Below are 26,819 nucleotides of genomic sequence, written 5' to 3' on the forward strand. Positions count from 1 at the left end.
CCGGGCCGCCGGGAGAGCGGACCCGTAGCGAAGGAGACGTTCAGGCACGCGCGTTCACTCCCCGGCGCCCCCGCCGACCCGCTCGACAGGGATCCACAGCTGGGAGGCGGTGGCCTCGCCGGTCTCCACGGGACGCGTCCGCAGGAGCTCAGGGCCTGGACGGCTCACGTACGGGTTCGAGGGGAACCACTGCGTGAACACGTCTCGCCACAGCTCCTGGAGGGCGCTCGGATAGGGCCCGTGGTCGTCGAAGACCGCCCAGGTCCCGGCCGGCACGTCGAGGGCGTCGAGTTCCCCGGCGGTCGCCTGGGTGCCGGTCGCCGCTCCGATCCAGTAGTCCACTTCGGCGTCGTCCTCCCGGCTGTCGGTCAGGTGCACCGCCGCCGACAGGATCCCCTCCGGCTCCCGGTCCGACAGTTCCTTCATCCGGGCGATCGCCCGCTGGTCCAGGCTCTCCAGGTGCGCCGCGGCGGCCTCGTTGACCCCCTCGTGCACGAGGGGCACCCGGGCCTTCCTCCCGACGATCCGAAACGGCTCCTTCTCCACGATCCGGTACCGCATGGTCGTACTGCCTTCGACGACGACACGGAACGACATGCGCGGCTGCGCCGTGAGCACCGAGCCCAGCCGACGGGCCTCGGCGGGCCCGACGCCGTGCACCGACCGGAAGGCCCGGGCGAACGCCTCGCCCGAGCCGTACCCGTACCGCACGGCGACATCGAGCAGTGTCCGCTCTCCGGCCAGCACCTCGGCCGCGGCGAGCGTCATCCTGCGGCGCCGCACATAGACCGGGAGCGGCATCCCGGCGAGCGTGGAGAACAGCCGCCGGAAGTGGTGCTCCGACACCGCGGCGATCCGGGCCACCTCGGTCATGTCGATGTCCCGGTCGAGGCAGGACTCAAGGTGGTCCAGCGCCTGGTTCAGCCGCTCGAGCACTCGTGTCCGTCCTTCCTGCTCAGACCTCCGCCGTCAGGCGCGCCTCGCTGGAGTACGAGGAAGGTGCGGTCGGGCCCCACCCGACAGAACCGGTGCGGGAAGTGTTGGGCGGGAAGCGGCCGCGCTGCCGGAGGCTTACGCCCATGACCGATGTTAAGGGACATTGCGAGCCGCGGTTCGCCGCAGTCCACGAGGCACTCGCCGCTCTGCTCGACAGGGACGACGTGGGCGCCTCGGTCGCCGTCTACCTCGACGGCGAGCCGGTGGTCGACATCTGGGGCGGCTACGCCGACGCGGACCGTTCCGTCACCTGGGAACGCGACACCCTCACCGGCGTGAACTCCACGACCAAGACCATGACCGCCCTGTGCGCGCTCGTCCTGGCCGACCGGGGGCAGCTCGATCTGTCCGCGCCGGTCGCCGCCTACTGGCCCGAGTTCGCCGCCGCCGGTAAGGGGAACGTGCTGGTACGGCACGTGCTGTCCCATACCGCGGGGCTGCCGGACCTGTCCGGGCCGACGGCGGTCGAGGACCTCTACGACTGGGAGGACGTGACGGCCGGGCTGGCCGCGCGGGCTCCCGCATGGGAACCCGGAACGGCCGCCGGCTATCACGCGCTCACCTTCGGGTTCCTCGTCGGTGAGATCGTCCGGCGCATCACCGGCCGCAGCCTGGGCGAGTTCTTCGCCGAGACCGTGGCCGAGCCGCTGGGCGCGGATTTCCACATCGGGCTCTCCACCGAGCATGACCATCGCGTCGCACCGCTCATCCCGCCACTGGCACTGACCGACGAGTACGCCGCCGCCGCACCGACCGGACCGGACGGCGCGACCCGCAAGAGCGCAGGTGCCGTGATCCGGGTCAAGGACGCCAACTCGGTGGCCTGGCGCCGTGCGCAGATCCCCGCGGTGAACGGCTTCGGCAACGCCCGCTCCGTCGCCCGTCTCCAGTCGGTACTGGCGAACCACGGGTCCGTCGGCGGCGTGCGGCTGCTGTCGCCGAAGGGTTGCGAGCCCGCATGGCAGGAGGTCTACGGCGGTGACGACCGCGTCCTGGGTACGCCGATGTCGTGGACGGCGGGCTTCGGCAAGTTCGGCACCACCTTCGGCTGGGGAGGCTGGGGCGGCTCGCTCGTCGCCGGCGACCCCGGCTCACGCATGACCGTGGCCTACGTCATGAACCAGATGATCGACCGGGAACGGCAGGAGGACGACCGCGGCATGGAGATCGTCATGGCCGCATACAGCGGACTGCGCTGACAGGTGGCGGCGCACACCGCCGGTGTCGGTGCCGTCTGCGATGATCCCCGCGTCGTCATCGGGGCACCAGGGTGGGAGGGATCCATGTCCTTCGGCTACAAGACGTCGTGGCTCGCGGTGCGGGACGCCGGGCCGGAGGAGGTGGCCGACGCCCTCGGTCTGCGGCACCGGCGGAACATCGACTGGACGAGCGGCGCCGAACTCGCTTATCGGAAAGGGGTTTTCGTGGCCGGGCCCGTTCAGGGCTGGACGCTCGCCCACGGCCGGATCCATCTGACGCAGGAGACCGATGCCACTCACCTGGACTTTCCCGGCCGACTGCGGGCCATCGCCGCGCAAGTCGGAGATCTCCAGTACTTCGGCACGGACCGCATCGGCGAGTACCACGCCTGGGCCAGGGTCGAATCCGGTGTGCTGACCCGCGCCTACTGCTATGTCGGGATGAGCGGGGCGGTCCCGCTGCGCGTCGGGGAACCCACCGCCGTCGAAAGGGAACTCGGCGTAGGGCTCGTGGGGTTCGAGGAGGTGCGGGAGGACTGGGGAGATGCCGAATGGGACGCCTGGCATGCGGCCATGCCGACCGAGCAGCACGTGATGCGCATCGCCGCCGACTGGAGCCTCTGTCCCCTCGAGATCGCGGAGGACTCCGTCGGCGCCCCGGGGATCCACGGCTTCCCGCCGGGTGTCGAGCCCACATCCTGACCCCCACCAGACGACAGCCGAACCGGTCCCACCGCGCGAAAGGGCCCTCGCCAGGACGTTCCTGGCGAGGGCCCTCTGGATCAGCCGGACCTACTGCGCGAGATTCTCAGTGCGCCAAGAGCCGGTCATTGACCGACAGAGTCGGCCACACCTGAACGTGCAATTCGCCCGACAGCGAGCCTGACTCGAAGGTGAGTGAGAGCGTGGTCACGCCCTCACTGCTGTTCACTGACATTCGTACTGCTTCTTCCCGGAAAATATCGAGCACGCAGACGCCCTTCCGGAACCATTGAAGGTGAATCGAGCGCCCAGGGATGTCGTAGGTCAGACAGACCTCGTCACCCACCCCCGCTGCAAGGCGGAGGGACCTCGTCGATTCCACTCCGTCGGTCGCCTCGGACTCGACGCCGAAGGCCTCCAGGATCTCGGCGTCGCCCGGAACCAGGAACTCCTGACCGGTCATCACGGACCTCCGCGAGGAATGATCGTGGTAAGACGGAGGCCACTGTCGGTGACCTGCCATGTCGACTCTACATGCAGGAATCCATTCGGTCCGGCCATCAGCCCGTCCTTGATCTGGAAGGTCCCGAACTGGTCGGTGTATTCCTTCATGACGTTGTCGGTGCGGGCCACCTGCTCGTCGAAGAAATCCATCATGGTCTTACGGCCGGCAGGGGTGTCGTGAATGCCGATCCGCTTGAGCTGGGCCAGGTTCTGGGCGGATCGTGGTGCGTTGTGACTGCCCTTCTTCACTCTGCCGAAGAAGTAGTCCCATTTCCCGGAATCCACAATGGCCTTGGGACAGGGACCGGAGTTGTGGACCAGAATCGGCGTCGCGCCGGCCAGCGCGTAGTAGGTGTGCAGGCCCTCGATGGTGAGGTTGTACGTGCGGACGTGGTCCGTGTACTGGCGGGTGGCCGTGACCTCGACCGTACGGCCCTCGTCGGTGCGCAGGGCCATGCCCGGCTTCAGGGCGCCGGCCTCGACCCAGTCGTGCTGCGAGACCGACCAGAACGGGTGCTCGTAGGTCGCGGTGAGGTGTTCCTCGCCGTTCTCCGTGGCGATCGTCAGCTCGGTGAAGTGCTTGTCCGAGTCGGTGACGATGGTCGCGGTGACCTCGCGTGCGCCGCTCTCGCCGGTCTCCGGGTCGGTGGCGAGGACCTTGTCACCGAGCTTGACGTCCTCGATGTCCTTGGTCGTGCCGTCGGCCATGAGGATGCCGGTGCCCGCGAGGAAGCACTTGCAGCTGCTGGCCGCGTCCACGGCCTCGTCGGTCTTCTTCGCCGCCCCGGACGGGAGGAACTTCAGGAGCTTCAGTACCTTGGCCAGGGGCAGGTCCGTCGCGGACCAGCCGCAGTGGGAGTTGATCCCCGGGTCCTTCGCGCACGCCTTCCATTCCGAGGGGTCCGGCAGCACCACGGCCTTGGCGATGTCCCAGAAGCTGATCGGTGTCGGGACGGGGCCGGTGTGCGGCAGGCTGTCCTCGACGACCTTGTCGACGCTCCCGCCGTAGCCGGTGACACCGGCGGTCGAGCAGCCCGGGTATCCGCAGCGGTAGTCGGCGGCGGGGCTGCCGTTGCCGGTGCCGTCGCCGTTGCCGTTGTTGCTGGGCTCGTCGTAGTAGCCCTTGCTGCTCGACGCGATGCCGGGGCCGTCGTCCTTCCACTTGCAGCCCGCGGTGGGCACGGGGACGCAGGGGCCGGAGACGGGGTAGTACTTCAGTCCGTCGCCGTCGGCGAAGGTGACGGGGCTGTTGTTGGCGTAGGCGTACCCGTTGATCTGCTGCGGATCGTTGGGGTCCATGACCGGGTCGACGGAGATGAACCGTCCGAGCGAGGCGTCGTACTCGCGTGCCCCGAGATGGGTCAGACCGGTCGTCTTCGTGTCGTCGGTGCCGCCGACGTAGCCCTTGTTGCCGGTCCAGGTGCCGGTCGCGGTGCCGCGGTTGCCGCCGAAGGGCAGCGTGCGGCGCTGGGACAGTGCGAGGCCGGCCGTCTTGATCTGGAGCTGGCCGGTGCCGACGTGATCGGCGACGGTCATGGTGATCGTGCCGTCGTCGGACTGGACGGCCTGGTTGCCGCCGCCGAGGTCGATGTAGCGGGTGGCCTTGACCGTGGTGGCGCCCTTGGGCAGCACGATCTCGGTGTTGCCGACGTAGAGCGTGGTCTCGTTCGGGCCGCGGGCGATCAGCCGGTTGCCGTCGGTGTCGTAGACGTAGTCGGTGACCTCGTCGGGCTTGCCCTCGACGGGCTGGGTGACCTTGGTGACGCGGCCTTCAGCGTTCCATTGCAGCTTCTGGGTGGTGCCGCCGATCACGCGGTCGGTGGTGTTGCCGGTCTTGTCGTAGAGGTAGCTGGTCTTCGACGTGCCGTTCGGGCCGGCCTCGGCGACCTCGGTCAGCGTGTGCGGCTGGGGGCCGCCCGCCGGCGGGTAGGCGTAGGAGCGGGTGGTGTCACCGCTGCCGGTGTTGTGCAGGGTCTCGCTCTTGCGGTTGCCCGTCTTGTCGTAGGTGTACGAGTGCCAGTACGGGGCCACGCCGCCGACGGCGCCCGACGCGGGCGTGGCCGAGCAGGCGGTGTCGCCCTCGGTCCAGGCCTCGGTCATGCGGCGCAGGTGGTCGTAGGTGAAGCACTGGGTGTCGGTTCCGGCGCGGGAGACGTCCGCGACGGACAGGATGTTGCCCGTCTGGTCGTAGCCGAAGGTGCTGTGCCGGTCGACGCCGGCGATGTCCTGGCGGTCGACGCGGGAGGTGGCGAGCCTCTGGGTGCCCCACTCGTAGGTGTTGGTCACCCAGGCCTTCTTCGCACCGGCCGCGGTGGAACCGTAGGCGTACTGCAGCGGCTTGCCGGTGTTGGAGTACGTCGTGTCGGCCTGGAAGCCGTCGCCGAGAACGGACACCGGACGCAGCGCGGAGTCGTAGCTGTAGCTGTACGAACCGCCGGGAAGGGCCCCCGCCGCCGAGTAGGAGACGCCCGCGACCAGACCCGAGGGGTGGAAGCTGGTGCCCGCCTGGTAGGTGCCGGCGAGGGCACCCTCCGACGCCGGAACCGTCAGCGAGGTGCGCAGCGCGCGGTACAGCTGGTCGTACATGGTGACCCTGTTGACGTACTGCGCGGTGCCCACGTACCGGGTCGCGGAGGCCAGTTGCCCCTTGGCGCCGGCGATCGTGTCGTACGTCCAGGAGGCGCGCAGCGTACCCGTCGCGCTGGTGTCGCGCAGCTCGGTCTGACGGCCGAGCTGGTCGTAGACCCGGTACAGGATCCGGTTCTCGGAGTCCTTGGTGGTGATGAGGCGGCTACGGTCGTCGTAGGTGCTGAAGCCCTCGCCCTGGTCGGGGTCGACGACCCTGGTGCGGTTGCCGAGCAGGTCGTACTCGTAGATCCAGTCGTTGCCCGCCGGGTCGGTGACCCGCGACAGCTTGCCGGACGGCGTGTGCTGGTACGTGGTCGCGTCGTACGTCGCCGTCGCGCTGCGCGCGTGGTGCTGGCGCAGTTCGACGACCCGGCCGCGGGCGTCGGTCAGCGAGGTGGTCGCGGTGGCGCCGAGGGGCGGGATCACCGTGGTGCGGTCGCCGTTGTAGCTGGTGGTGGTGGTGCCGAGGTCGGCGCCGCCCTCACCGTTGCCGGCGACGTTCTTCGTGGTGGTCTCGCGGTTCAGGCCGTCGTAGGTGTGCCAGACCTGGGTCTCCACGCCGAGTGCGTCGACGGGCTTGAACAGCTCCCGGTTGGGTGCGCCGGTCGTGTAGTAGGAGGCGAACTCCTTGGCGAGGAGGCCGCGTTCGTCGAAGAACTTGTCGGAGATCAGGCGGCCGCCGTCGGGACCGATGTCCTGGGTCTGGCGGGCGCGCAGCAGGCCGTCGTACAGGGTGTACGAGGCGACCTGGCCGCCGCCGTTGTTGAGGGTGAGGGTGCGGACCGCGACCGGCTTGCCCTCGTCGAAGAAGTAGTCGAAGTCGTAGTTCGGCGTCTGACCGGTGAGGCGGTCGGCGAGCCAGACCTTGTCGGCGCGGCCGAGCGCGTCGTACGTGAAGTTCCGGAGCTTGCCGTTGGTGTCCTTCTCCTGGGTGGGCAGGCCGCGCAGCGCGTCCATCGTGGTGATGGTCGTCTGCGCGGTCGTGGCGTCGCCCGCCTTGGCCGGCGGAGTGGTCGTCGTGACCGTCGTGGGCAGGCCCGTGGCCGGGCTGTAGGCGGTGGTGCCGGTCAGGCCGTCGGTGCGCGCGGTGCGCACCGGCGCGGTCGTCTCGGTGGCCGTGACGGTCGCCGTGATGTCGGTCTTCGTCGTCGGGCGGCCGTAGGAGTCGAAGCCGGCGCCGGACTCCAGGTAGGTGCCGGTGGTGCCGGTGTGCTTGGTCAGCCTGGCGGTCGCGGTCGAGTCGCCCTTGGTCGGCGCGGCACCGTAGGCGAGGCCGTCGTAGGCGCTGCGCACGTCGGAGACCACCTGCTTGGTGCGGTCCGGCGTGGCCCCGCAGTGCACCGAGACGGTCTCCACCCGGGAGGGCAGGGTGAGGATGTTGGCGGTGGCGTTGGTGGCGTACGTGGTCCGGGTGCAGACGTCGTCGGTCGTGACCGACGTGTCGCCCTTGTCGTCGATCTGGGTGACGCGGCCCGCGACGGTGTCGTACGTGGTGTCCACCAGGGTGGTGCGCCACTGGCTGCCCGCGCCGTCGTCCAGCGACGTCCAGGTCCGTGACTCGTCCGTGCCGGTGTGGTTCGCGGTGATCGTGCCCCAGGAGCGCGTCTTCTTCGCGGTCTCGTGGCGCCAGGGCCGCTCGACGGTCTTCTCCAGGACGCTGCCGCCGGGGCCGGAGTACTTGGCGGTCTTGTAGGCGAAGCCCGCCGCCGACTCGTGGTCGGTGATGGGGTCGCCCTCGCCGGTGCCGAGCGTGACGCTGACGGACTTGGTGCCGCCGGACTTGTTCAGCCGGTCGCCGTCCATACCGCGCAGGAACCAGCTGTCCTGCTGCGTCTTCAGATACGCGGCGCCGCCCTGGCCGCCGGTCTTGACGCGGACGTGGCCGTAGCCGCGCCACTGCGACCAGGTCTTGTGCTTCTCCTTGGTCAGGCCGTCATCGTCGTCGTAGTGCCATGCGGCACCGTCCAGGTACTCGTACTGCGTCACCGCGTCCGGGGCGCCGCCCGTGCGGTCGGTGGCGGTCACCGAGGTGGTGACGTACTTGTTGAACCAGTGCTGTTCCGGGGCCTGGGTGTCGGAGCCGCCCAGCATCTGCGGGAAGCAGCGGGTGGTGTTGGTCTCCGGGGTGGGCGTGGAGCCCGCGCTGCACGCCGGAGCCGAGTAGTTGACGTCGATCTGGCCGCCGTGCTCGTCGGCGACGCTCGACAGGCGCGCCTTGATGAACGGCGCGTAGCCGTCACCGGTCTGGTCCAGCCGGTTGGCCAGCTGGGTGTAGGCCAGCGTCGTCTTCGGCAGGGCGATGGGCGTGGCGCCGGTGTGGCCGGTGCGCTGGACGGAGTCCAGCAGCAGCTGGTAGTCGACGTCCGCCTGGCCCCAACGGTGGGTCAGCGCCCAGGAGTCCACCTTGCTGTAGGCGCCGGCGTTCAGGACGTAGGAGGTGATGCCGGTCAGCCGCTTGCGGGTCCAGAAGGTCGGGGAGAGCCGTCCGCTGTCGCAGTCGGTGCCCGCCGCGCAGTTCATGTCCCACGGGGTGTCGTACCAGTAGAAGGAGTCCGTGGAGATGGACGAGCAGGTGGTGTTGCTGTCGGGTATGCACCGCTCGGAGTTGGTGAACTCCACCTTGGCGAGCGGCTGGTCGTAGAAGGCGCGCAGACCGTACTCGGCCCGCTTCAGGTAGCCGCCGCGCGTGTAGGGGGTGTCGTCGGCGGCCTTGAGGTTGCGGCCGTAGGAGTTGTCCTCCTTGCCGTAGTAGTACGTCATCCTGTTGCCGTGCGCGTCGATGACGGCGTCCAGGTTCCAGCGCCAGGTCTGCTGGCACCAGGAGTCCGCGAACGTCGTCTTGTTGCACGGCTCGCCGGAGTCGTCGCCGTAGACGGGCACGGTCCAGGACGAGTTCGTCTCGTCCTTGCCCTCGGCCCATCCGGCGGGCCGGTTGTAGCCGAAGTAGTACTTCGTGCCGTCGGGGGTGGTCACCCGCCAGTACTCGCCGTCGTCGTCGCCGTTGGCGAGCGTCGTGTTGCGCAGCCGCTTGACGAGGGTGCCGTCGTCCTGCTTGAGGCGGAACTCGTCGGTCACCGCGGTGGGGACGAGTTCGCCGCCCTTGCCGTTGAAGGTGATGTAGGCGTTGTCGTAGCCCCAGCACAGGTCGCCGGGCTTGCTGATGCCGTCGGGGGCCGTCTGGCCGTCGTCGGCGCACGGCTTGTAGCGCCGCTCGATGAAGCCGGGCGACATCTCGAAGCCGTCACCGACCCACGAGGACTGGTTGTTGGTGTTGCCGGTGCGGCCGTCGATCGATCCGGAGGAATACCTCAGGGCCAGGCTGGGAGCCAGGCCGCCGGGGACCTCGGGCACCGGGATGCCGTACGACCAGCCGAAGTCACCGGTGTTGAGGTCGGTGCTCCAGGTCGCCGACGGCGACAGCGGGCTCGCCTTGTAGTCACCGGTCTTGCCCGCGTCGTCGGCGGTGGCGGCCAGCAGGGTCGGCGAGCCGCTGCGCACGGACACCGACCGGGCGGTGAGGGTGTGCGTCTCGGTGTCGTTGTCCGTGACCACTGGGGTGGTGGTGCGGCAGGCCTTCTTCTTCGGCGTGGTCAGCGCACAGGCCGGCAGTTCCACGAGGGTGAGCCGGGAGGCGTAGGCTCCGCCGAACGCCTCGGCGAAGTCGGTGTAGTCGAGGGTGGCGCCCACCGTGCCGGAGGATGCCTTGTCCCTGGCCTTCAGGGTGAACAGCAGCCCGTCGACACCGGCCTTCGAGGCGGCCGCGTGGCCGACGACCTTGGCCTCGATGGTGCCGCCGGTCGCCGACCTCACCTTCTTGGCGGGGGTGTTCAGGGCGACCGGGAGGCCCTTGGCCGTCACCGGGTCACCGGCCTTGGCGGCCGGTTCCTTCAGCGTGACGAGGGCGGAACCCGCGTCGGGCCAGTCGGCCTTCGGCTCCTCGTTCGGGGTGCGCGGGCCCTTCTGGACCGTGCGCGGCTTCGGCTTGGCGCCGGACAGGCCTGCCACCGGCCTGTCCGGTTCGGACACCTCGGGGCGTCCGTTGCCCGCCGCCTCGGCGACCGGCGCGAACGCCGTCGCCTGCAGCATCGTGGCGACCATGACCGCCGATGTCCCGAGGGCGATTCTGCGCCCCAGGGCGGCTACGCGCCAGGAGCGCGCTCTGCCATCCATGAATGAACTCGTTTCTTCGATCAGGGGGAAATCAAGGGGTGCCGGGGGCGCATCGGCCCCCGGCACCCTTGGTCAGCGGGTCCCGGTCAGTCGCCGGGTACCTTCGTCGGCACGTCGAACCACGTGCTCGACAGCTTGGTGACCTGGGCGTCCGTCAGCGCGCCCTGGAAGGTCCACACGTCGTCCACCAGGCCGGGGAAGTACGTGCCCGCGGCGGCCGTGCCCGAGCGGGAGCGGCCGATCTGCAGCGATGTGGACTTGAACGCGAGGGCGTTCTCCGCCCACGGGACCAGGTCCTCGCACCCGGTGTCGTCCGCCTCGCCGTCGCCGTCGTCGTCCTTGCAGGCGATCTCGGCGATGTTGCCGTTGACGTACAGACGGGCCTCCTTGGTGAAGCCGTCGTAGACCAGGGCGAGGTGGTTCCACTGGCCCGCTCCGTAGCCCAGACCGTTGTCGACCTGCACCACGGTGGGGGTCTCGGCCGGGTCGTCGGTGTCGGTGAGCGACAGCTGCCAGCGTCCGGGGTTCGACTCCGGCGCGGTGGCGTCGGGGACGAACCGCACGTTGAACGCGTTGCGGTTCGCTCCCTCCGCGCTCAGTACGGTCACCGGCATGCCGGGCGTCGACGACGTCACCGCCCACGCCGTCAGCGTGAAGCTGCCGGAGGTGTCCACCGGGACCTTCGCGGCGGTCGCGTACGCGGTGGTGCCGTTCAGCGACATCGAGCCGTAGTCGATGAAGGCGGCGTTGGACTGGACGGCACCGCCGTGCAGGGTGAGCGGGTTGGTGGTGCTCACGGCGTCCGGGGTGGTGACGGGGGCCGTTCCGGCGGTCGTCTCGAACGTCCAGCGGCTCTTGACCAGCGGACGCTGCTTGAACAGCTGGTACACCTCGTCACCCGACACCGCACGGTCGAACATCCGCACGTCGTCGATCTGCCCGGTGAAGAACGACGTGTTCGCACCGTCGATCCTGCTGGCGCCGATCTGGAAGGCGCCGCCCGCGTACCAGCTCGTCGACAGGGCCGTGGAGCCCGCGAGCGTGCCGTTCACGTACAGCAGCAGCTTGTCGGCCACCGTGTCGTGCACGCCGACGAGGTGCGCCCAGGTACCGGCCTGGGCGACCTGGCCCTCGGCCTGCATGGCGCGGATCGGTGTGCCGGTGGCGGAGTCCGCCGAGTAGTTGTTGAACACCCAGCGGTCGTAGGAGCTGGAGTAGTAAAGCTCGAAGCCCGGTTTGGTGGTGCCGAGCTGCGTGGCGACGACGCCCGCGTGCGTCGGCTTGGCCGACGGGAGCTTCGCCCACGCCGACACCGCGAAGCTGCGCTGGTTGTTCAGCAGCGGCCGGCCGGTGGTGGCGTGGTCGTCGGTGCCGTCCAGGGTCAGCGAACCGCCCGCGACGCCCTCGGCGCCGACGGTGGCGCCGCCCTGGTGGACGGCGTCGACGAGCTCCTGCCTGCCCGTCAGCTCGGTCGCGGCGGCCGGTTCGTCCATCGCGAAGACCATCCGGGCCGGACGCCCGGCGCTCAGCGACGTCTTGCCGCCCAGCACCGTCACCTCGGACTGCGACAGGGGCTTGTCGAAGATCTGCACCTCGTCGATGTCACCGGGGAAGAAGGAGCCGGGCGCTCCGCTGTAGGAGCCGGCGCCCAGTTGCAGGCCCCGGCGGGCGTCCCACGGCGTGGAGTACGCGGTCGTGCCCACCAGGACTCCGTCGACGTACAGCTTCATCTCGTCGGAGCCGGTGCTGTAGGTGCCCACCAGGTGGGTCCATCTGCCGACGGTGACCCCGCCCGCGGCCGGCGCCATCGCGCGCACGGGCGTCGCGGCGGCGGTGTCGGCCGTGTACTGGTTGAACGCCCAGCGGTCGTAGGTCTTGGAGTAGTACAGCTCGAAGCCGGGCGCGTGGTTGCCGGGCTGGGCCGCGATGATCGCCGCCGTGCCGGGCGCCCGGGACAGCCGCGCCCAGGCCGACACCGAGAAGCCGGCGTCGGTGGCCACGGTGGGGATGTCCGTCTTGGCGTAGTCGTCGACGCCGTCGAACGTCACGGCGGTGCCCTTGGCGCCGGCCGCGCCCGGAGTGGGGCTGCCGTACAGCGTCGCCGGGCGGTCCTTCGCCGTGGCCGTCGCCGCGGTCGCGCCCGCGGCCTCGTCGAGCTGCCACATGGAGCGTTCCGGCTGACCCGTCTTCACGCGGAACTGGTACGTCCGGATCTCACTGCCGTTTCCGGCCGAGTCGAAGGCCTGGGCCGTCACGAACCTCAGTCCGGGCTCGTCCGGCAGGATCGTCGCGATCTGCGGCGCACCGCCGCTCGTGGTCAGCGTGTTCTTCGAACTGGGGTCGGCGTTGAAGCCGAACCAGTACTTCGTCACGTCGGTCTCTACGCCGTCGATCTTGAACGAGCCGTACTTGCCGACGCCGTCGAACCACGGGTCCTCGGGGTCCTCGGGGTTGGACTTGGGGTACTCGCCCGAGGTGATCAGGGGGGCCTTCGGCACGTTGGTGTCGTAGACGAAGTAGCAGCCGGTCGGGTCGCCCGCGTTCGACCACGGCGAGAACTGGCCGCCGTCGTAGGAGCGGACGTACCAGTTGACCGTCTTGTTCGTCGGGATCGAGGTCGGGAGGCTGATCGAGAAGGACGAACCCGAGGCCTTCGTCTTGGTCCGGGCCGGGGTCCACGAACCGCCGTCCCACTTCGCCTGGAACTCCAGCGAGACGCTGTCGCCGTCGGGGTCGGTGATGTTGTTCGCGTAGATCGTGCCCAGGGTGCGGATCCGCGCGGGCTTGGACGGGGCCTTGCAGGTGCCGCCGTACTCCATCGTCAGCTGCGACATCTTCACCTGCGGCGGCGGGCGGTTGTACTTCACCCGCAGGAACGCCTTGTCGGAGAACCGCTTCCAGCCGTACGCGTCCGTCTCGCTTGCCGCGCGCAGACCGAACGTCATGGACGGGTCCTTGGCGGTGGCCGCCGCCTGCACCGCGGACTTCACGTTGAACTCCGCGTCGGCGGCGGAACAGCCCGAGAAGCCGTACGCGAAGGAGTCCGACGCGAGCTGCTTGTTCCAGAACCCGCTCGCGTTCTGGGAGTTCCACGTCGTCTGGTCCGAGATGGGGTCGGTGTCCCACAGCTCGACCGTGCGGTCCGAGCAGGAGGCCGACCAGGTGTTGCGGACCACGAACTCGGCGGACAGGATCGTCCGGCCCGCGAACGCCGAGGTGGAGATGCGGTAGAAGAGCCGCTTGGTGTCGTACGGCTGGCAGTAGTACCACCCGCAGTAGCCGAGGCCCGCGTCCGATTCGCCGTTGAACTTCCACTGCGGCGACGAAGCCCAGTACTTCGACGCCATCGTCCACGCGGACGCGCGCGGCGAGTACCACTGCGGGTCGATGAACACCGGGTACTTGGTGCCGGCGCCGTTGAGGACGTTCTGGTCCGGGGTCAGGACGAGCTCGTTCCCGCCGGCCGGGAGGTCCACGCCGATCGGGGCGAGCTTGCCGGACTCACCGGGGCCGGGCTCACCGGCCGGGGTGCCGGAGGCGGCGGCGAGGCTCTTGCCGGAAACACGCCCGGCCTGTGCGGACTTGCCGGGGCTGGAGTCCCACATGAGCGGCTTCGGCGCCTCGAAGACGGTGCCGTTCGTGGCGCCGTCGACCGCGCGCAGGCCGCCCCGGGCGTTCTCCTTGATCTTCAGACCGTCGGACCCGAGCCTCAGCCGCAGTTCGTCGAGCTTCGGATTCCTGGCGGCCTCGGCCGACTTGACCACGAGCAGCTGCGCGAAGCCGTCCTCCTGCGCGGTCATCCGCAGGTCGACGCCCGGCAGCACGTCCGGGTACGTCGCCATGGCCCCCGACAGCTGCGGCTCGGGCAGCGCGGTGGGCCACGACAGGCTCATCGTCCGCCCGGCACGCTCCATGCGCACCAGCGGATCCCTGGCCCCGCCCCCGGAGAACTCCAGGTTCACGGTGGCCGACCTGGGCGCGACCGTGCCGCCCGCGGTGGCGGCCAGCTCGGTGTCGACGCGCTCCCAGCCGTCCTGGGCGCGCGTCCACGTCGGCCGCAGGTACTCCCGCGCCTCGAAGTCCCCGTCAGGGGTGGCGAACACCTCGGTGGTCTCTCCCCGCAGGGACATGACCTCCACCGACTCGCCGGACCTCTTGGCCCGCGCCAGCGCCTGCGCCTCGGTCGCCGCGGCGGCAGGACCGTCGGAGGTTTTCTCCGCAGCGGACGTGGCGGGTGTCTGCGTCTCGGCCACGGCGTAGCCGACGGCTCCCGGAACCAGGCCGACGGCCAGTGTCACTCCGAGCAGTGCGGCGACTGCTCTGTTGCGGCCTCGCGATGGGGCCGCCGGTATTCGTGTCATCACTCTCTCACAACGTGCTCTTGCCTTCCGGCGAGAACGTAACGACGTGAGTGATCGCAAAGTCAATTCAAGAAGGGCGGTCCTGAGATGGGGATCGGGCGACGTGGGTTGCTTTCAGGGCAAATTGACTCAGGGTCAAGAACACGAGCGCGCCTCCGGTCCGTCCACGGGACCGGAGGCGTCGACCGCCCCTCAGAGCCTGTACGCACTCCACGGCGTGGCGTGAGCCTCCGGAGGGCAGATGCGCGCTCCTCCCCGGCGTCTGACCGCTCGGGTGCTGCCCGCGTGCTCGGTGGCGTACTCGATCGCCTGGAGCGCCGTCCGGGCGCGGACCGCGAAGCTCTGCGTTCCGAGAGTGCCGTTCGCGCCGACGGTGGGCATGGTCACGAGCCAGACGTCGAGGGCCGGGCCGTCCGCCTCCGCCACGGAGCCCGAGGGGTGGAGAGGCCAGTGCGCCGCCGACTCCTGAGGGTCGCCCTTCGGCTGAGAGATCAACGTCATGACGTCTCCTGGAACGGGTCGGCACGCAGGGCCGACCTGGGCGCCTGCGCCGGTGAGCCGCCGAGCACGTCGGCGCGCCTCCACCATGGGGCGACATCGGGTGATGTGGTGGTTGCCTGCGAGTGGCTGGAATCGACCATGGCTGCCCGCGTTGCGAGCGTCAAGGGTCACGGCACGATTTTCCGCAACTTGCAGAAAGCTCTTTCAACGCCGCGAGCGGTGCGCGAGGGCACGACGTACGGCGCCAGAAGCCACGACGTCCGCCACGAGAAGGCACGACGTGCCGTGCGGAGCCGCCCGCCGCCTCCGGGTTCGGAGCCGCCCGCCCACCGCGTACGGCGCGGCTCCGGCCGGTGACGGCCCCGCTCAGACCTTCGCCCGGTACGCCCGCATCGCCAGCGGGTAGAACACGGCGGCTATCGCGGCCGCCCACACCAGGGACCACATCACGGGCTCGGCGACGGGCCCGCCCAGCAGCAGCCCGCGGAAGGCGTCCGACAGGTGGGTGACGGGGTTGAAGTCGCTCCATGCCTGAAGCCAGCCCGGCATCGTGTCCACGATGACGAACGCGCTGCTGGTGAAGGTGATCGGGAAGATGATCGTGAAAGCGAACGCCTGCACCTTCTCGGCGTCGCCCGCGAGCATGCCGATGAGCACGGCGCCCCACGAGACCGCCGCGGCGAACACGACGACCAGCAGCACGCCCAGCAGGAACCCCCCGAAGCCGCCGGTGACCCGGAAGCCGAGCAGCAGGCCCAGACCGATCATCAGCAGCATCGCCCACACGTGCTTGGCGAGGTCGGCCGTGATCCGCCCGATGAGCGGCGCGGACCGCGCTATGGGCAGGCTGCGCAACCGGTCGAAGACGCCCTTGGTCAGGTCGGTGTTCAGCGCCATCGCCGTGTACATGGTCATGAAGAGGGTGTTCTGCACGATGATCCCGGGCAGGGCGTACTTCAGGTACGCCTCCGGGGAGCCGGCCATCTGCCCGCCCAGGACGAAGGTGAACAGGAACACGAACATGATCGGCGTGATGCTGTAGTCCACCAGCTCCAGCGGGTTGTGCTTCACGGCGACCAGGGAGCGCCAGGCCATCGTGAACGTCTGCTGGAGCCCCGCGAGGGGACGCACCCTGCCGGTCTTCGTGAGCGGCGCCGCGGCCGTGGTGGCGGTCATGCCGAACTCACCGCCTTCTCGTACTCGCTCTCGTCCGTACCGGAACCCGGGCCGGGATCGGAACCGTTCGGCTGCTGCCCCGGCTCGGCCTTGTGGCCGGTCAGCGCGAGGAAGACCTCGTCGAGGGAGGACTTACGGAGGGTGAGCTCACCGACGGCGATACCGGCGCGGTCGAGTGTGCGTACGACGGCGGGCATCAGCAACGGATCGTTCACGGGAGCGGTGATCATCTCGCCCTCGATGCGGGTGTGAGGCCCGGCAGCCTCCGCGACCAGGGCGTGGGCGGAGGCCAGCTGCTCCTGGTGGACCGGCCGCAGCTCCAGCACCTGCCCGCCGACCTGCGACTTCAGCTCGTCGGGCGTTCCCTCGGCGATCACCTTGCCCTTGTCGATGACGACGATGTCGTCCGCGAGCACGTCGGCCTCGTTCAGATACTGCGTGGTCAGCAGGGCCGTGGCACCGTCGGCGACGAGCCCGCGGAGCATGTCCCACAGCTCGCCGCGGCTGTGCGGGTCGAGTCCTGTGGTCGGCTCGTCGAGGAAGAGGATCTGCGGCCGTCCGACGAGACTGGCGGCGAGGTCCAGCCGGCGCCGCATGCCGCCGGAGAACGTCTTGACCGCCCGCCCGGCCGCGTCAGTGAGCTGGAACCGCTCCAGCAGCTCATCCGCGCGGGCTCGGGCCTCACGCCTCGACATACCGAGGAGACGCCCTATGAGCAGCAGATTCTCGGTCCCGGTCAGGTTCTCGTCGACCGCGGCGTACTGCCCGGTGAGCCCGACGAGTGTCCGCACCGCGGCGGATTCCTCCACCACGTCGTGCCCGGCCACCCAGGCACGCCCTGCGTCGGGCTGCAACAGCGTGGCGAAGATCCGCACGGCGGTCGTCTTGCCCGCGCCATTGGGGCCGAGCAGTCCGAGCACCGTGCCGGATCGAGCCGCCAGATCGACTCCGTCGAGCGCTTTCGTGTCCTTGAAACGCTTGGCCAGGCCCTCCGCCTGGATGGCATACGACATGGGAGTGTCCCCTCGCGGGTCGGTGGGCGTCACGCCGGCGTCCACTCCTCCCACCACTGTGCCGCACGCCACTGACATTCCTCCTCCGGATTTCCCGCAGGGGGACCTGCTCCCGCGTTCTCCGGCTCATGCGGGGGCACCGTCGTATGCCCGGGTCGGCCACGTCGCACAGTCGGCTTTCACCGCGGGGATTCGGGCCGGTCAGGGACGTCGGCGGCCGGGGTCCCCGTCCGGGGTGTCCCAGGAGTCCTCGCGGCTCGCGGTGGCGGGCGGCGGCTGGGCCGCCGGTCCGGGGCCCGGGGACTTGCCTCGGGCCGCGCGGCGCGATCCCCACCAGAACGCGCCGAGGATCAGCAGGACGAGCACGACACCGACGACGATCAGGAGCAGCGACGGAAACCCGGACGCGGCCAGGGGCAGCATTTCGTTCATGCGGAGCGCGTTCCCCGCGAAGGCGGACTCACCCACGATGCGGCTCATCCGGACCGTCCGGACCGAACGCCCGCGACTCGGCGCGACGGCCTGCTCGACTTCCCGTCAGCGACATGCCCACAAATGCCGCATTTTCTTTGAAAAGTAAGAATGCGGATAAAAACTCCCTATATGCATCAGTACGCACGGTCGGCCAGCGGCCGCGATCGTGCCGTACCGCAAGGGGAGATCCGTGTCGGAACCGACCGTCACCGTCGTCATCGGCGCCTACGACGCCCTGCCCTATCTGACTCGCTGTCTGAAGTCGGTGGCCGAACAGTCGTTGGGCGAACACACGCTTGAATGCCTGGCCGTCGACGACGGTTCGAACGACGGGACCGGCAAAGAACTCGACCGCTTCGCCGCCGAGCACCCCGACTTCGTACGGGTCGTCCACCAGCAGAACTCCGGCGGTCCGAGCGCGCCGCGGAACGTGGGCATCGACCTGGCCCGGGGACGCTACGTCTTCTTCCTCGACGCCGACGACCACCTCGGACCACATGCCTTGCGGCGAATGATCGACATGGCCGAGCGCAACGGCTCCGACGTGGTGCTCGGCAAATACGTGGGCGTCGGCTGCGACGTCCCGCGCTCCATGTTCGAGGCCGACCAGGAGGTGGTCGACCTCGCCACCTCCCGTGTCTGGTACAGCCTGACACCGCACAAGCTCTTCCGGCGCTCCTTCCTGCTGGAACGCGGGCTGCGCTTCGACGAGGACATCCGCATCGGTGAGGACCGGATCTTCGTCACCAAGGCCTACCTCCAAGCCTCGGTCGTGTCCGTGGTCGCCGACGAGGACGTCTACTTCAAGGTCAGGCGCGACGACAACGGCAACATCACCTGCAACTACCGCGACCTGCCCAGGCGCTTCGAGACCGCCCGGCGGATCATGGCAGCGATCGCCGCCCACAGCACACCCGGCCCCGTACGCGACGCCGCGTTGCTGCGGACCTTCCGGGGCGGACTGCTGGACTCCTTCTCCTGGCGCTTCCCGCCGCTCACCGTCGACGAGCAGCTCGCGGCAATGGAGATCGTCAAGCAGGAGGTGGAGCGGTTCTACACCCCGGAGATCGACCGCCAGATGACCCCACCGCACCGCATCTTCGCCCACTGCGCCCGGCACGGCATGCGCGCGGAAATCGTCGACGTCATCGAGTTCCTCGAACGCGAGAAGGCGAAGGACGGAAGCCCCCACGCAGTGGTCGTGGACGGCGGGCGCGCCTACGCGGCCTACCCCTACTTCCGCGACGAGAAGAGAGGGATCCCCGATTCCTGCTACGACATCACCCACCGGCTGGGCCAGAACGACCGGCTGGACAGCCTGGGCTGGCGGCGGGCTCAGCGCGGCGACGTGCTGAGGCTGACCGGCCACGGGTACATCGAACGCGTCCCGACCCTCGAACCGGCCACACAGCTGGTGCTTCGGCTCCGCGACGACGGCCGCGAAGTACGCGTACCCACCCGCTCCGCACCACTGACCGGCGCGTCCGCCACCGGCACGCAAGGCCCCGCGGGCTTCACCGCCGAGATCGACTTCGCCCGGGCGGAGAACGGCGGCCCGCTGACCCCGGGCGTATGGGACGTGTATCTCAACGTCCGCACCCAGGGGTTGAGCACGCAGCGCCGCTTCGGAGCCCGCAAGGCCGAGAGCCTGGCACCACCCGTCACCGCGACCACCGGGAAGCTCACGGTCACGCCGTACTACACCGCCCTCGGCAACCTCAGCCTGCGCGTCACCGCGGCGAGGGAGACGCGGAAACCGCAGCGTGGCCTGCCCAGGCATCTCGGAGCCATCGGCCGGCGCCTCGGCAGACTCCGCGAAGTCGTACGCCCCCTCGGGCGGATCCCACAGCTGCGGCTCCCCCGGCACGACCGGTGAACGAGAAGACCCGGTCCGAACCGTTCGGTGTCGACCGGGACGCCGTCGCAGTCGAAGATCACGAGTTCTGTCGGCTTCGTCGTTCCGGCGCCGTGGACACCGGGGCGCGGGTGGGTCACGACTGGTCTCCCGTCAGAGGTGAGAGCGGCCGCTCGAAGAAGGTCTCCAGGACCACCGTCGCCTGCGTTCCGCTGACTCCCTCGATGGCGTAGATCCGGCGCAGCACGTCCTGCAGCTGCTCGGTGGTCGCGGTCCTGACCTTCACCAGCACCGAGGCGCTGCCGGCGATGACATGCGCCTCCAGGATCTCGGGGAGGGCGGCGAAGTCCTGTGCCGAATCACCCATCCAGGACGTCGAGTCGACCATCACGTAGGCCAGGACGGCGCTGCCCACGGCGGCCGGGTCCACGTCGACGGCGGTCCGCCGGATGACGCCGCGCTCGCGCAGCTTCCGGACCCGCTCGTGGGCGGCTCCGGCGGACAGACCGACGGCCTGGCCGAGGGCGGAGTAGGGCTGGGTGGCGTCCTGCTGGAGCTGAGCCAACAATGCGCGATCGATGTGATCCACAACTCTCCATTCGGAATCAACTGGCTATTGCAGTATGTCATATTGCAGGATGCCGATCACGCCGATCCTGATTCGGCCTGGTGAGACGATTCGTGAGGAGTGGACTCCATGAGCGACGAGCGCCCGGGGCTGTACGAGATGTTCGACGACCGGTTCCGCACGGGGAGGTGCATGAACGGTGATGACGCGCTGGAGGTCCTTTTCACCGGCTGCCGTTGGGCCGAGGGACCGATCTATGTGCCCGCCTGGCGCCAGGTGGTGTGGAGCGACATCCCCAACGACCGGATGCTGAGGTGGGACGAGGAGACCGGCTCGGTCGGTGTCTTCCGCCGCTCCGCCGGACACACCAACGGCAACACCCTCGATCGCGAGGGCCGCCTGATCACCTGTGAGCAGGGAAACCGCCGGGTGACCCGGACCGAACACGACGGCACCGTGACCGTGCTGGCCGACCGGTGGCAGGGCAAGCGCCTGAACAGCCCGAACGACGCGACGGTGAAGTCGGACGGTTCGATCTGGTTCTCCGACCCGGACTTCGGCATCACCAGCGACTACGAGGGCTATCGCGCGCAGAGCGAGATCGGCGCCAACAACCTCTACCGCATCGACCCGGTCACGGGCGAAGTGCGGCTGGTCGCGGACTGCTTCGGCGCACCGAACGGGCTGGTCTTCTCGCCCGACGAGTCGCAGCTGTTCGTCTCCGACACCCGGGCGGGATTCGTCCGGGTCTTCGACGTACGCGACGACGGCACCCTGTCCGAGGGAGAGATCTTCGCCGAGGCCGGCGGCCGCGACAAGGCCCGCTTCGACAACCTCCGCTTCGACGACGGCGGCCGCCTCTGGGTCGCCGCGATGGACGACGGCGTGCACTGCTACGACCCCGACGGCACCCTGATCGGCCGTCTGAACGTCCCCGAGACGGTCGCCAACATCACCTGGGGCGGCGCCAAGCGCAACCGCCTCTTCATCACCGCGGAGACCAGCCTGTACTCGGTGGTCATGGGTGTCACCGGCACCCACCCCACCGGACCGGGACGACGACCCTGGCTTTGACATCCTCTCCCCCTGAAGGGGGAGATTCCCGCCTACCGCGCCGTTGAAGGCTGCGGTGTCGGGTGGGTTCCCGCCTCGCTGCGCGGTGCCGGGACTCGATGTTCGGCCTGGCCGCCCCCAGCCAGGGCAGCGTCGAGGTCAGCACCTGGCGGTGGAACTCGGCGCCGACTCCGCCACGCCGGTGCACATCATCGACCGCGGGCAGGTGTGGATGCCCCGGTCAGGCGAGTTCGAGGTCGAAGTGGAGGGCGGGATCCGGTACGCCGAGACCAGTCAGGCCATCATCGTGCCTGCTGGTGCCGTACGACGGTTCAAGGCCGTGGGCGGCCCGGCAGGGGCGGTGGTCGCCATGGCCCTGGGCGGCAGCGCGATGCCGCCGGGCAGCGAGGACAGGATCCCGCTTCCGTGGGCGAAGACCTCGCCCCTGTAAACAGCCCGGCCAGTCCCCACGCCGGACGCCACCGCACCCTGCCCCCGCCCCTGCTCCCCCGCACCGCCGCCGTCAAGGGCCCCGCCGTGCGGACCCGGATTCGGTCCGGGCCCGCGCGGTGGTGTACGAAGTCCTGCGTGAACGAACAGCCCAGTGCCTCCACCGTCCGCGTGTTCATAGCGCTGGCCCCGCCCGACGACGCCAAGGAAGAGCTGGAGCGGGAGCTGCGGCCCGCTTACGACGCCTACCCCCGGATGCGGTGGAACCGCGTCGAGGACTGGCACATCACCCTGGCGTTCCTCGGCGAACTCCCCGTGCGCATCGTTCCGCGCCTGCGGCATCCGCTCGCGGACCTCGCGGCTCGGCGCGCACCCGTGGCCCTGGCGCTGCGCGGCGGCGGCCACTTCGACGACCGGGTGTTGTGGACCGGGATCGACGGGGACCTGGCCGGACTCCACACGCTCGCCACGGAGGTCCGCGAACTGGTCGGGGAGTGCGGTGTGACCTTGGAGGAACGCCCCCTGCGGCCGCATCTGACACTGGCCAGGGCCCGCCGCGACGATCCCTCCAGCGTGCTGGAGGTCGCCGGCGCGCTCGCCACGTTCACCGGCCGCCGCTGGTACGCCGAACGCCTTCACCTGGTCGGCAGCAACTTCGGTCGCGGCCCGGGCCCGATCCGGTACCGCGACATCGAGGCGTGGAGTTTCACGGGCGAGCAGTGACCGGGCCGGGCACCGGCTCCTCAGCCCGGCCACGTCACCGCGAAGCGGCCCGATGGCCCCAGCAGAGCCGGGGCCGGCCAGGCAGCCGAGCCCTGCCCCGGCTACGGCGACACCTCGGCCGCCCGGCACACCGGGCAGGTCAGCTGGCGGGCCGCCCGGTCATGTGTCACCTTGCCCGGACTCGCGGGTCCACGCAGCGCTTTGCTCTCGGTGCGCACATGGTCGATGCACACGGCCGCTCCGCACACCCGGCACACGGCGACGGCGACCTCTTCACGCCCCAGCTGAGCACATTCGTAGCAGACCATGACAGGGCCTTTCGAACGCGGGAACCGGGTGCCTTCGCGACTCCCTCGTGGCCCCAGGCTTCCCCTCAGCCCTCGCGGACGCAACCAGGCGCATCTTCCTCACCGTGCCGCGGCTTCCCAGTCCAGGGCTCGGTCACTGAACCGGGAACGCCCTGCTGTCGGCCCCGGGATCACTCCTTGACGACACCGATTCTGGGGGCAGGCTCGTACTGGTAGGTCAGGCCGAGGTTGCCCTTCACCGCCTCGCCCCAGGAGCCGTCACGGACCATCTTCCGGAGGGCCTTGTTCACCGCCTCCAGGGTGGCGGTGTCGCCCTTCTTCAGCCCGATGCCGTAGTTCTCGTTGCTCAGCTTCAGACCGACCAGCTCGAACTGGTCCTTGTACTGCTTCTGTGCGGCGAACCCGGCCAGGATCGAGTCGTCGGTCGTCACCGCGTCGACCGCCCCGCTCTGCAGGCCGACGAGACACTCCGAGTAGGAGGTGTACTCCTCCAGCTGCGCCTTGGGCGCGATCTTCTTCTTGACGTTCTGCGCCGAGGTGGAGCCGGCCACCGAGCAGAGCTTTCCGCCGTCGAGATCACTGCCGGACTCGATGTCGGAGCCGGCCTTGACCAGCAGGTCCTGGTGGGCCAGCAGGTACGGGCCGGCGAAGTCGACCTTCTGCTTGCGCTCGTCGGTGATCGAGTAGGTCGCGGCGATGAACTTCACGTCGCCACGGGCCAGCGCGTTCTCGCGGTCGGCGCTCTTGGTCTCGACGAACTCGATCTGGTCGGGCTCGTAGCCGAGCTCCTTGGCGACGTACGTGGCCACGTCGACGTCGAAACCGGAGAACTCGCCGCCCGGCTCCTTCAGCCCCAGACCGGGCTGGTCGAACTTGATACCGATCCTGATGGTCTCACCGGCGTGGGACCCCGAGCCCTGATCACCCTCACCGAGACACGCCGTCGCGGTCACAGACAGAACCAACGCGACCGTGGCCGCGGCGGGAACTCTGTGGAGCTTCATAACTGGACTTCCTTCGATTGATCAGGGCGATGCCGTGTCACGGAATCACGTACGACTTCACGGGCACGACGAGGTCCGGGGATGCCGGATTACCGACATGAGGCCCCGGTTCGATCGGCGCGCGGCGCGCCAGGAACTGAATGCGCGCGGCCGGGTCGGAGAAGCGCCCGTCCTCGAGAAGAGCCGTTCGATTTCGACGCGGACGGGGCGAAGCCCGAGCCGAGCGCCCCTCAAGGGAGGGCCAAGTACGGCACGGTCGATTCACCGTTTCCGGCCACACCTCGCGTGGCATTCCTTGTCTCTTCGCGCACCGGCGCTCCGGTCATCGCCGTACGGCTCCGTCCTCCTCGGCTGCGCAGGACAGTAAGGATCCGGGACGACCAGCGTCATCACATCTGAGCTGAACTTGAGCATCACGATTCAGTAGGCAAACGACTACTCACCGGTAGGCATGCATACCCCTGGCCATCCCCTTGCATTCAAGAAATTTCCCCATGTGGATCGGTTCTCTCGAATCAGCCACAATTCCTGAACGGACACTGCGACCCGCACGGCCGAGGCCACACAAAGAAGGAGAGACCAGCATGGCGATTAAGCGGATGGACAATGTCGGCATCGTCGTCGAGGACCTGGATGCCGCCGTCGCGTTCTTCGTGGAACTGGGTATGGAGCTGGAGGGCAGGACGCAGGTCGAGGGCCTGTTCGCCGACCGGTGCACCGGGCTCGACGGCGTCCGCTGTGACATCGCGATGGTCCGGACCCCGGACGGTCACAGCCGGCTCGAGCTGGCGAAGTACCTCAGCCCCCCGGCGATCAGCGACGGGCCGCGCGACCGGCCGCACAACATTCTGGGCACGCACCGCGTCATGTTCGCCGTCGACGACATCGAGGACACCGTTGCCCGCCTGCGCCCCCACGGCGCCGAACTGCTCGGCGAGATCGCCCGTTTCGAGGACAGCTATCTGCTCTGCTACGTCCGCGGCCCGGAGGGCATCATCGTCGGACTGGCCGAGCAACTGCGCTGAACTGGAGCGATCTGGGTCCTGGTCCATGACCGACGGTGGACCGGCCGCCGCGTCTCAGGCGTGGGAGGAACCCGGGCACGCCGGCCGGCCGGGGCAGCGGCGCGGCATCGTGGTGCGCAGGAGGCGTAGGCCGAGGCGGGTACGGAGAAGGGTTCGAGGCCGAGCAGTCATGCCGGACGACAGATAGCCAGGCCGATCGTGTCGGCCCGCGTTCCCTTCGGCAGGCTGCGGGCGTCGGCGTTGGGGCCAGCCGAGGTCGCGGGCGGCCTGGAAGATGCGGTCCCGGGTGGCCTCGGAGACCCCGCGTCTGCCGTTGAAGGCGAGTGACAGGGCTCCCTTCGACACGCCGGCTCGGGCTGCGACGTCCTTGACGGTGAAGCGTCGGCCGCGTGCCGGGCTCGCGCGGGTTCCACGCGAAGGAGGGCCGGGCGAGCCGCCGAAGTGCCACGCTCGGACGGGTCGGCCACTGGGATCTCCTCTTCCTGCACGGCTCCGTCGCATGATGTCGGGGCTTCCGGTCACGCGACCACCAAACCAACGGCCCGCAAGCGGTGTCCATAAACCGGTCTAGCCTTGTTCTTCAGTCAACCATTTCGGTCAATTTGCCCTTTTGGCCTCAACTGTGCGACAGGAATGAGCGGGTCAGCGTAACGAATATGCGCAGCGAGCTTTACCGGTTCAATTCCGGGATGCCATAGTGCCCGCAGCCCGAGGTGGACCTGAACTGCGATCTGGAAGGGGATGCGCAAATGGGGAGGAAGCGGCTGGCCCTGGCGGCGGTGACCGCTGTCACGGCGATCACCGCGACGGGATGCACGGGGGCGGCGGCCACGAAGGGCGAATCGGCCGCCGCCGCGACGGACCCGAGCACCGTGTCCGGCACCATCACGGTCCTGACGCACCGCACGGACCTGGTGCAGGACGGCACGATGAAGAAGTACGCGGCAGAGTTCAACAGGCTCTACCCCGAGGTGACCGTGAAGTTCGACGGCGTCACCGACTACGAGGGCGAAGTCAAGATCCGCATGAACACCGATGACTACGGTGACGTGCTGATGATCCCGAACGCGATCGCGAAGAAGGACTACCCCTCGTTCTTCGCCTCGCTGGGCAGCGCCGACGAGCTGGGCGAGAAGTACCGCTTCACCGACAAGGCGAACGTCGACGGCAAGGTCTACGGCCTGGCGACCGTGGGCAACGCCGACGGCTTCGTCTACAACAAGGCCGTCTGGAAGCGAGCCGGCATCACCTCGTGGCCGACCAGCCCTCAGGAGTTCGTGGCCGGACTCAAGGCGATCAAGGCCAGGACGGGCGCGGTGCCCTACTACACGAACTTCAAGGACATGTGGCCGCTGACCGCCGGCACCGCGAGCATAGGCTCCGTCAGCTGCGACGCGAAGGCCAGCGATGCCCTGGCGAGTTCCAACGCCCCGTGGGCCGAGGGCAGCGACCTCGAAGTCATCGACACCCTGCTCTACGACGTCGTCCACGAAAAGCTCGTGGAGAAGGATCCCACCACCACGAACTGGGAGAACTCCAAGGGCATGATCGCCCGCGGTGAGATCGCCACCATGCAGCTGGGCTCCTGGGCCATCAGCCAGATGCAGGACGCGGCGAGGACCGCGGGCAGGAACCCCGACGACATCGGCTTCATGCCGTTCCCCGCGCAGACGGACGGCAAGTTCTGCAGCATGCTCTCCTCCGACTACCAGGACGCGGTGAGCATCCACTCGGAGCACAAGGCCGCGGCGCGCGCGTGGGTCGACTGGTTCGCCGACAAGTCCGGCTTCGCACAGGACGAGGGCTCCATCCCGACGCTGAAGTCGGGTGTCCTGCCGGACACGCTGAAGCCGTTCGAAGACAACGGTGTCACCCTGCTGGAGCGGTCCGAGGCCGAGAGCACTCAGGTCAGCGCCGTCGACAACGCCGCCGAGATCGGCCTGGCAAAGCCCGACTACCGGCAGAAGCTGGTGGACATGGCGCGGGGCGTCCAGGACGGAAGCCTGGAGGACTACTTCGCCGACCTCGACAAGAAGTGGAGCGAGGCCCTGAAGACCGCGGGCTCCTGAAGCAGGGCAGGGCACGGGCCGGTGACGGGGCTCCTCGGAC

Annotated in this window: 19 protein-coding genes and 1 pseudogene; 8 read left to right on the forward strand and 12 right to left on the reverse strand. The window is 69.2% G+C overall.

Features of this window, described 5'->3' with window-relative positions; all coding sequences use genetic code 11:
* Window positions 1–54 precede the first annotated feature (54 nt).
* Entirely contained in the window at window positions 55–936 is an 882-nt protein-coding gene (locus ACFYR0_RS11340; protein WP_389324856.1) for a GyrI-like domain-containing protein, read from the reverse strand.
* Between the two features lie 143 nt (window positions 937–1,079).
* Here ACFYR0_RS11340 and ACFYR0_RS11345 point away from each other — a divergent pair, with 143 nt between their 5' ends.
* On the forward strand, window positions 1,080–2,195 hold the full coding sequence (locus ACFYR0_RS11345) for a serine hydrolase domain-containing protein (RefSeq protein WP_389324859.1): 1,116 nt from the start codon (window positions 1,080–1,082) through the stop codon (window positions 2,193–2,195).
* Window positions 2,196–2,279: 84 nt separating this feature from the next.
* Window positions 2,280–2,897 carry a hypothetical protein gene (locus ACFYR0_RS11350; protein WP_389324862.1) on the forward strand — a complete coding sequence of 206 codons (618 nt, stop codon included), beginning with the start codon at window positions 2,280–2,282 and terminating at the stop codon, window positions 2,895–2,897.
* Window positions 2,898–3,003: 106 nt separating this feature from the next.
* On the opposite strand, the gene ACFYR0_RS11355 is transcribed toward ACFYR0_RS11350, so the two are convergent.
* The 7 genes from ACFYR0_RS11355 to ACFYR0_RS11385 form a co-directional block, all read right to left on the reverse strand.
* On the reverse strand, window positions 3,004–3,360 hold the full coding sequence (locus ACFYR0_RS11355; protein ID WP_389324865.1) for a hypothetical protein: 357 nt from the start codon (window positions 3,358–3,360) through the stop codon (window positions 3,004–3,006).
* Window positions 3,360–10,199, reverse strand: a complete 6,840-nt coding sequence (locus tag ACFYR0_RS11360; RefSeq protein WP_389324868.1) for a polymorphic toxin-type HINT domain-containing protein — start codon at window positions 10,197–10,199, stop codon at window positions 3,360–3,362. The genes ACFYR0_RS11355 and ACFYR0_RS11360 overlap by 1 nt, the downstream gene beginning before the upstream one ends.
* Before the next feature lie 86 nt (window positions 10,200–10,285).
* On the reverse strand, window positions 10,286–14,560 hold the full coding sequence (locus ACFYR0_RS11365; protein ID WP_389324871.1) for a LamG-like jellyroll fold domain-containing protein: 4,275 nt from the start codon (window positions 14,558–14,560) through the stop codon (window positions 10,286–10,288).
* 192 nt (window positions 14,561–14,752) lie between these two features.
* Window positions 14,753–15,061 carry a hypothetical protein gene (locus tag ACFYR0_RS11370; protein WP_389324874.1) on the reverse strand — a complete coding sequence of 103 codons (309 nt, stop codon included), beginning with the start codon at window positions 15,059–15,061 and terminating at the stop codon, window positions 14,753–14,755.
* Between the two features lie 366 nt (window positions 15,062–15,427).
* Entirely contained in the window at window positions 15,428–16,237 is an 810-nt protein-coding gene (locus tag ACFYR0_RS11375; protein WP_389324877.1) for an ABC transporter permease, read from the reverse strand.
* Complete coding sequence (locus tag ACFYR0_RS11380; RefSeq protein ID WP_389324880.1) at window positions 16,234–17,250, reverse strand: ATP-binding cassette domain-containing protein; 1,017 nt, start codon at window positions 17,248–17,250, stop codon at window positions 16,234–16,236. The genes ACFYR0_RS11375 and ACFYR0_RS11380 overlap by 4 nt, the downstream gene beginning before the upstream one ends.
* Before the next feature lie 201 nt (window positions 17,251–17,451).
* Window positions 17,452–17,730 (reverse strand): DUF6479 family protein, encoded by a 279-nt coding sequence (locus tag ACFYR0_RS11385; RefSeq protein WP_389324883.1) that lies wholly within the window; start codon window positions 17,728–17,730, stop codon window positions 17,452–17,454.
* Between the two features lie 184 nt (window positions 17,731–17,914).
* Between ACFYR0_RS11385 and ACFYR0_RS11390 the strand changes: the two genes are divergently transcribed.
* Window positions 17,915–19,600 carry a glycosyltransferase family 2 protein gene (locus ACFYR0_RS11390; protein WP_389324886.1) on the forward strand — a complete coding sequence of 562 codons (1,686 nt, stop codon included), beginning with the start codon at window positions 17,915–17,917 and terminating at the stop codon, window positions 19,598–19,600.
* A gap of 115 nt (window positions 19,601–19,715) precedes the next feature.
* Here ACFYR0_RS11390 and ACFYR0_RS11395 read toward each other — a convergent pair whose 3' ends face one another.
* On the reverse strand, window positions 19,716–20,168 hold the full coding sequence (locus ACFYR0_RS11395; protein WP_389324889.1) for an Lrp/AsnC family transcriptional regulator: 453 nt from the start codon (window positions 20,166–20,168) through the stop codon (window positions 19,716–19,718).
* A gap of 108 nt (window positions 20,169–20,276) precedes the next feature.
* Here ACFYR0_RS11395 and ACFYR0_RS11400 point away from each other — a divergent pair, with 108 nt between their 5' ends.
* From ACFYR0_RS11400 to thpR, 3 genes are all read left to right on the forward strand, one after another.
* Window positions 20,277–21,221, forward strand: a complete 945-nt coding sequence (locus ACFYR0_RS11400) for an SMP-30/gluconolactonase/LRE family protein (RefSeq protein WP_389324892.1) — start codon at window positions 20,277–20,279, stop codon at window positions 21,219–21,221.
* A gap of 151 nt (window positions 21,222–21,372) precedes the next feature.
* Entirely contained in the window at window positions 21,373–21,651 is a 279-nt protein-coding gene (locus ACFYR0_RS11405) for a cupin (RefSeq protein ID WP_389324895.1), read from the forward strand.
* A gap of 137 nt (window positions 21,652–21,788) precedes the next feature.
* Window positions 21,789–22,373: an RNA 2',3'-cyclic phosphodiesterase gene (gene thpR, locus ACFYR0_RS11410; protein ID WP_389324898.1), complete on the forward strand. Its 585-nt coding sequence runs from the start codon at window positions 21,789–21,791 to the stop codon at window positions 22,371–22,373.
* A 101-nt stretch (window positions 22,374–22,474) separates the two neighbouring features.
* Here the strand turns inward: thpR and ACFYR0_RS11415 are convergent, their stop codons facing one another.
* Window positions 22,475–22,681, reverse strand: a complete 207-nt coding sequence (locus tag ACFYR0_RS11415) for a DUF2180 family protein (protein WP_389324901.1) — start codon at window positions 22,679–22,681, stop codon at window positions 22,475–22,477.
* 170 nt (window positions 22,682–22,851) lie between these two features.
* On the reverse strand, window positions 22,852–23,685 hold the full coding sequence (locus ACFYR0_RS11420) for a glutamate ABC transporter substrate-binding protein (RefSeq protein WP_389324904.1): 834 nt from the start codon (window positions 23,683–23,685) through the stop codon (window positions 22,852–22,854).
* A gap of 584 nt (window positions 23,686–24,269) precedes the next feature.
* Between ACFYR0_RS11420 and ACFYR0_RS11425 the strand changes: the two genes are divergently transcribed.
* Window positions 24,270–24,710, forward strand: a complete 441-nt coding sequence (locus tag ACFYR0_RS11425; protein WP_389324907.1) for a VOC family protein — start codon at window positions 24,270–24,272, stop codon at window positions 24,708–24,710.
* Between the two features lie 170 nt (window positions 24,711–24,880).
* On the opposite strand, the pseudogene ACFYR0_RS11430 reads toward ACFYR0_RS11425, so the two are convergent.
* A pseudogene (locus tag ACFYR0_RS11430) lies at window positions 24,881–25,055 on the reverse strand (LacI family transcriptional regulator); the annotation flags it as partial.
* Window positions 25,056–25,459: 404 nt separating this feature from the next.
* Here ACFYR0_RS11430 and ACFYR0_RS11435 point away from each other — a divergent pair.
* A complete protein-coding gene (locus ACFYR0_RS11435) occupies window positions 25,460–26,779 on the forward strand; it encodes an ABC transporter substrate-binding protein (RefSeq protein WP_389324910.1) in 1,320 nt (439 codons plus the stop codon).
* The last annotated feature ends 40 nt before the right edge of the window (window positions 26,780–26,819 follow it).

It is taken from the genome of Streptomyces sp. NPDC005017, from assembly GCF_042873115.1.
Taxonomy (GTDB): Bacteria; Actinomycetota; Actinomycetes; order Streptomycetales; family Streptomycetaceae; genus Streptomyces.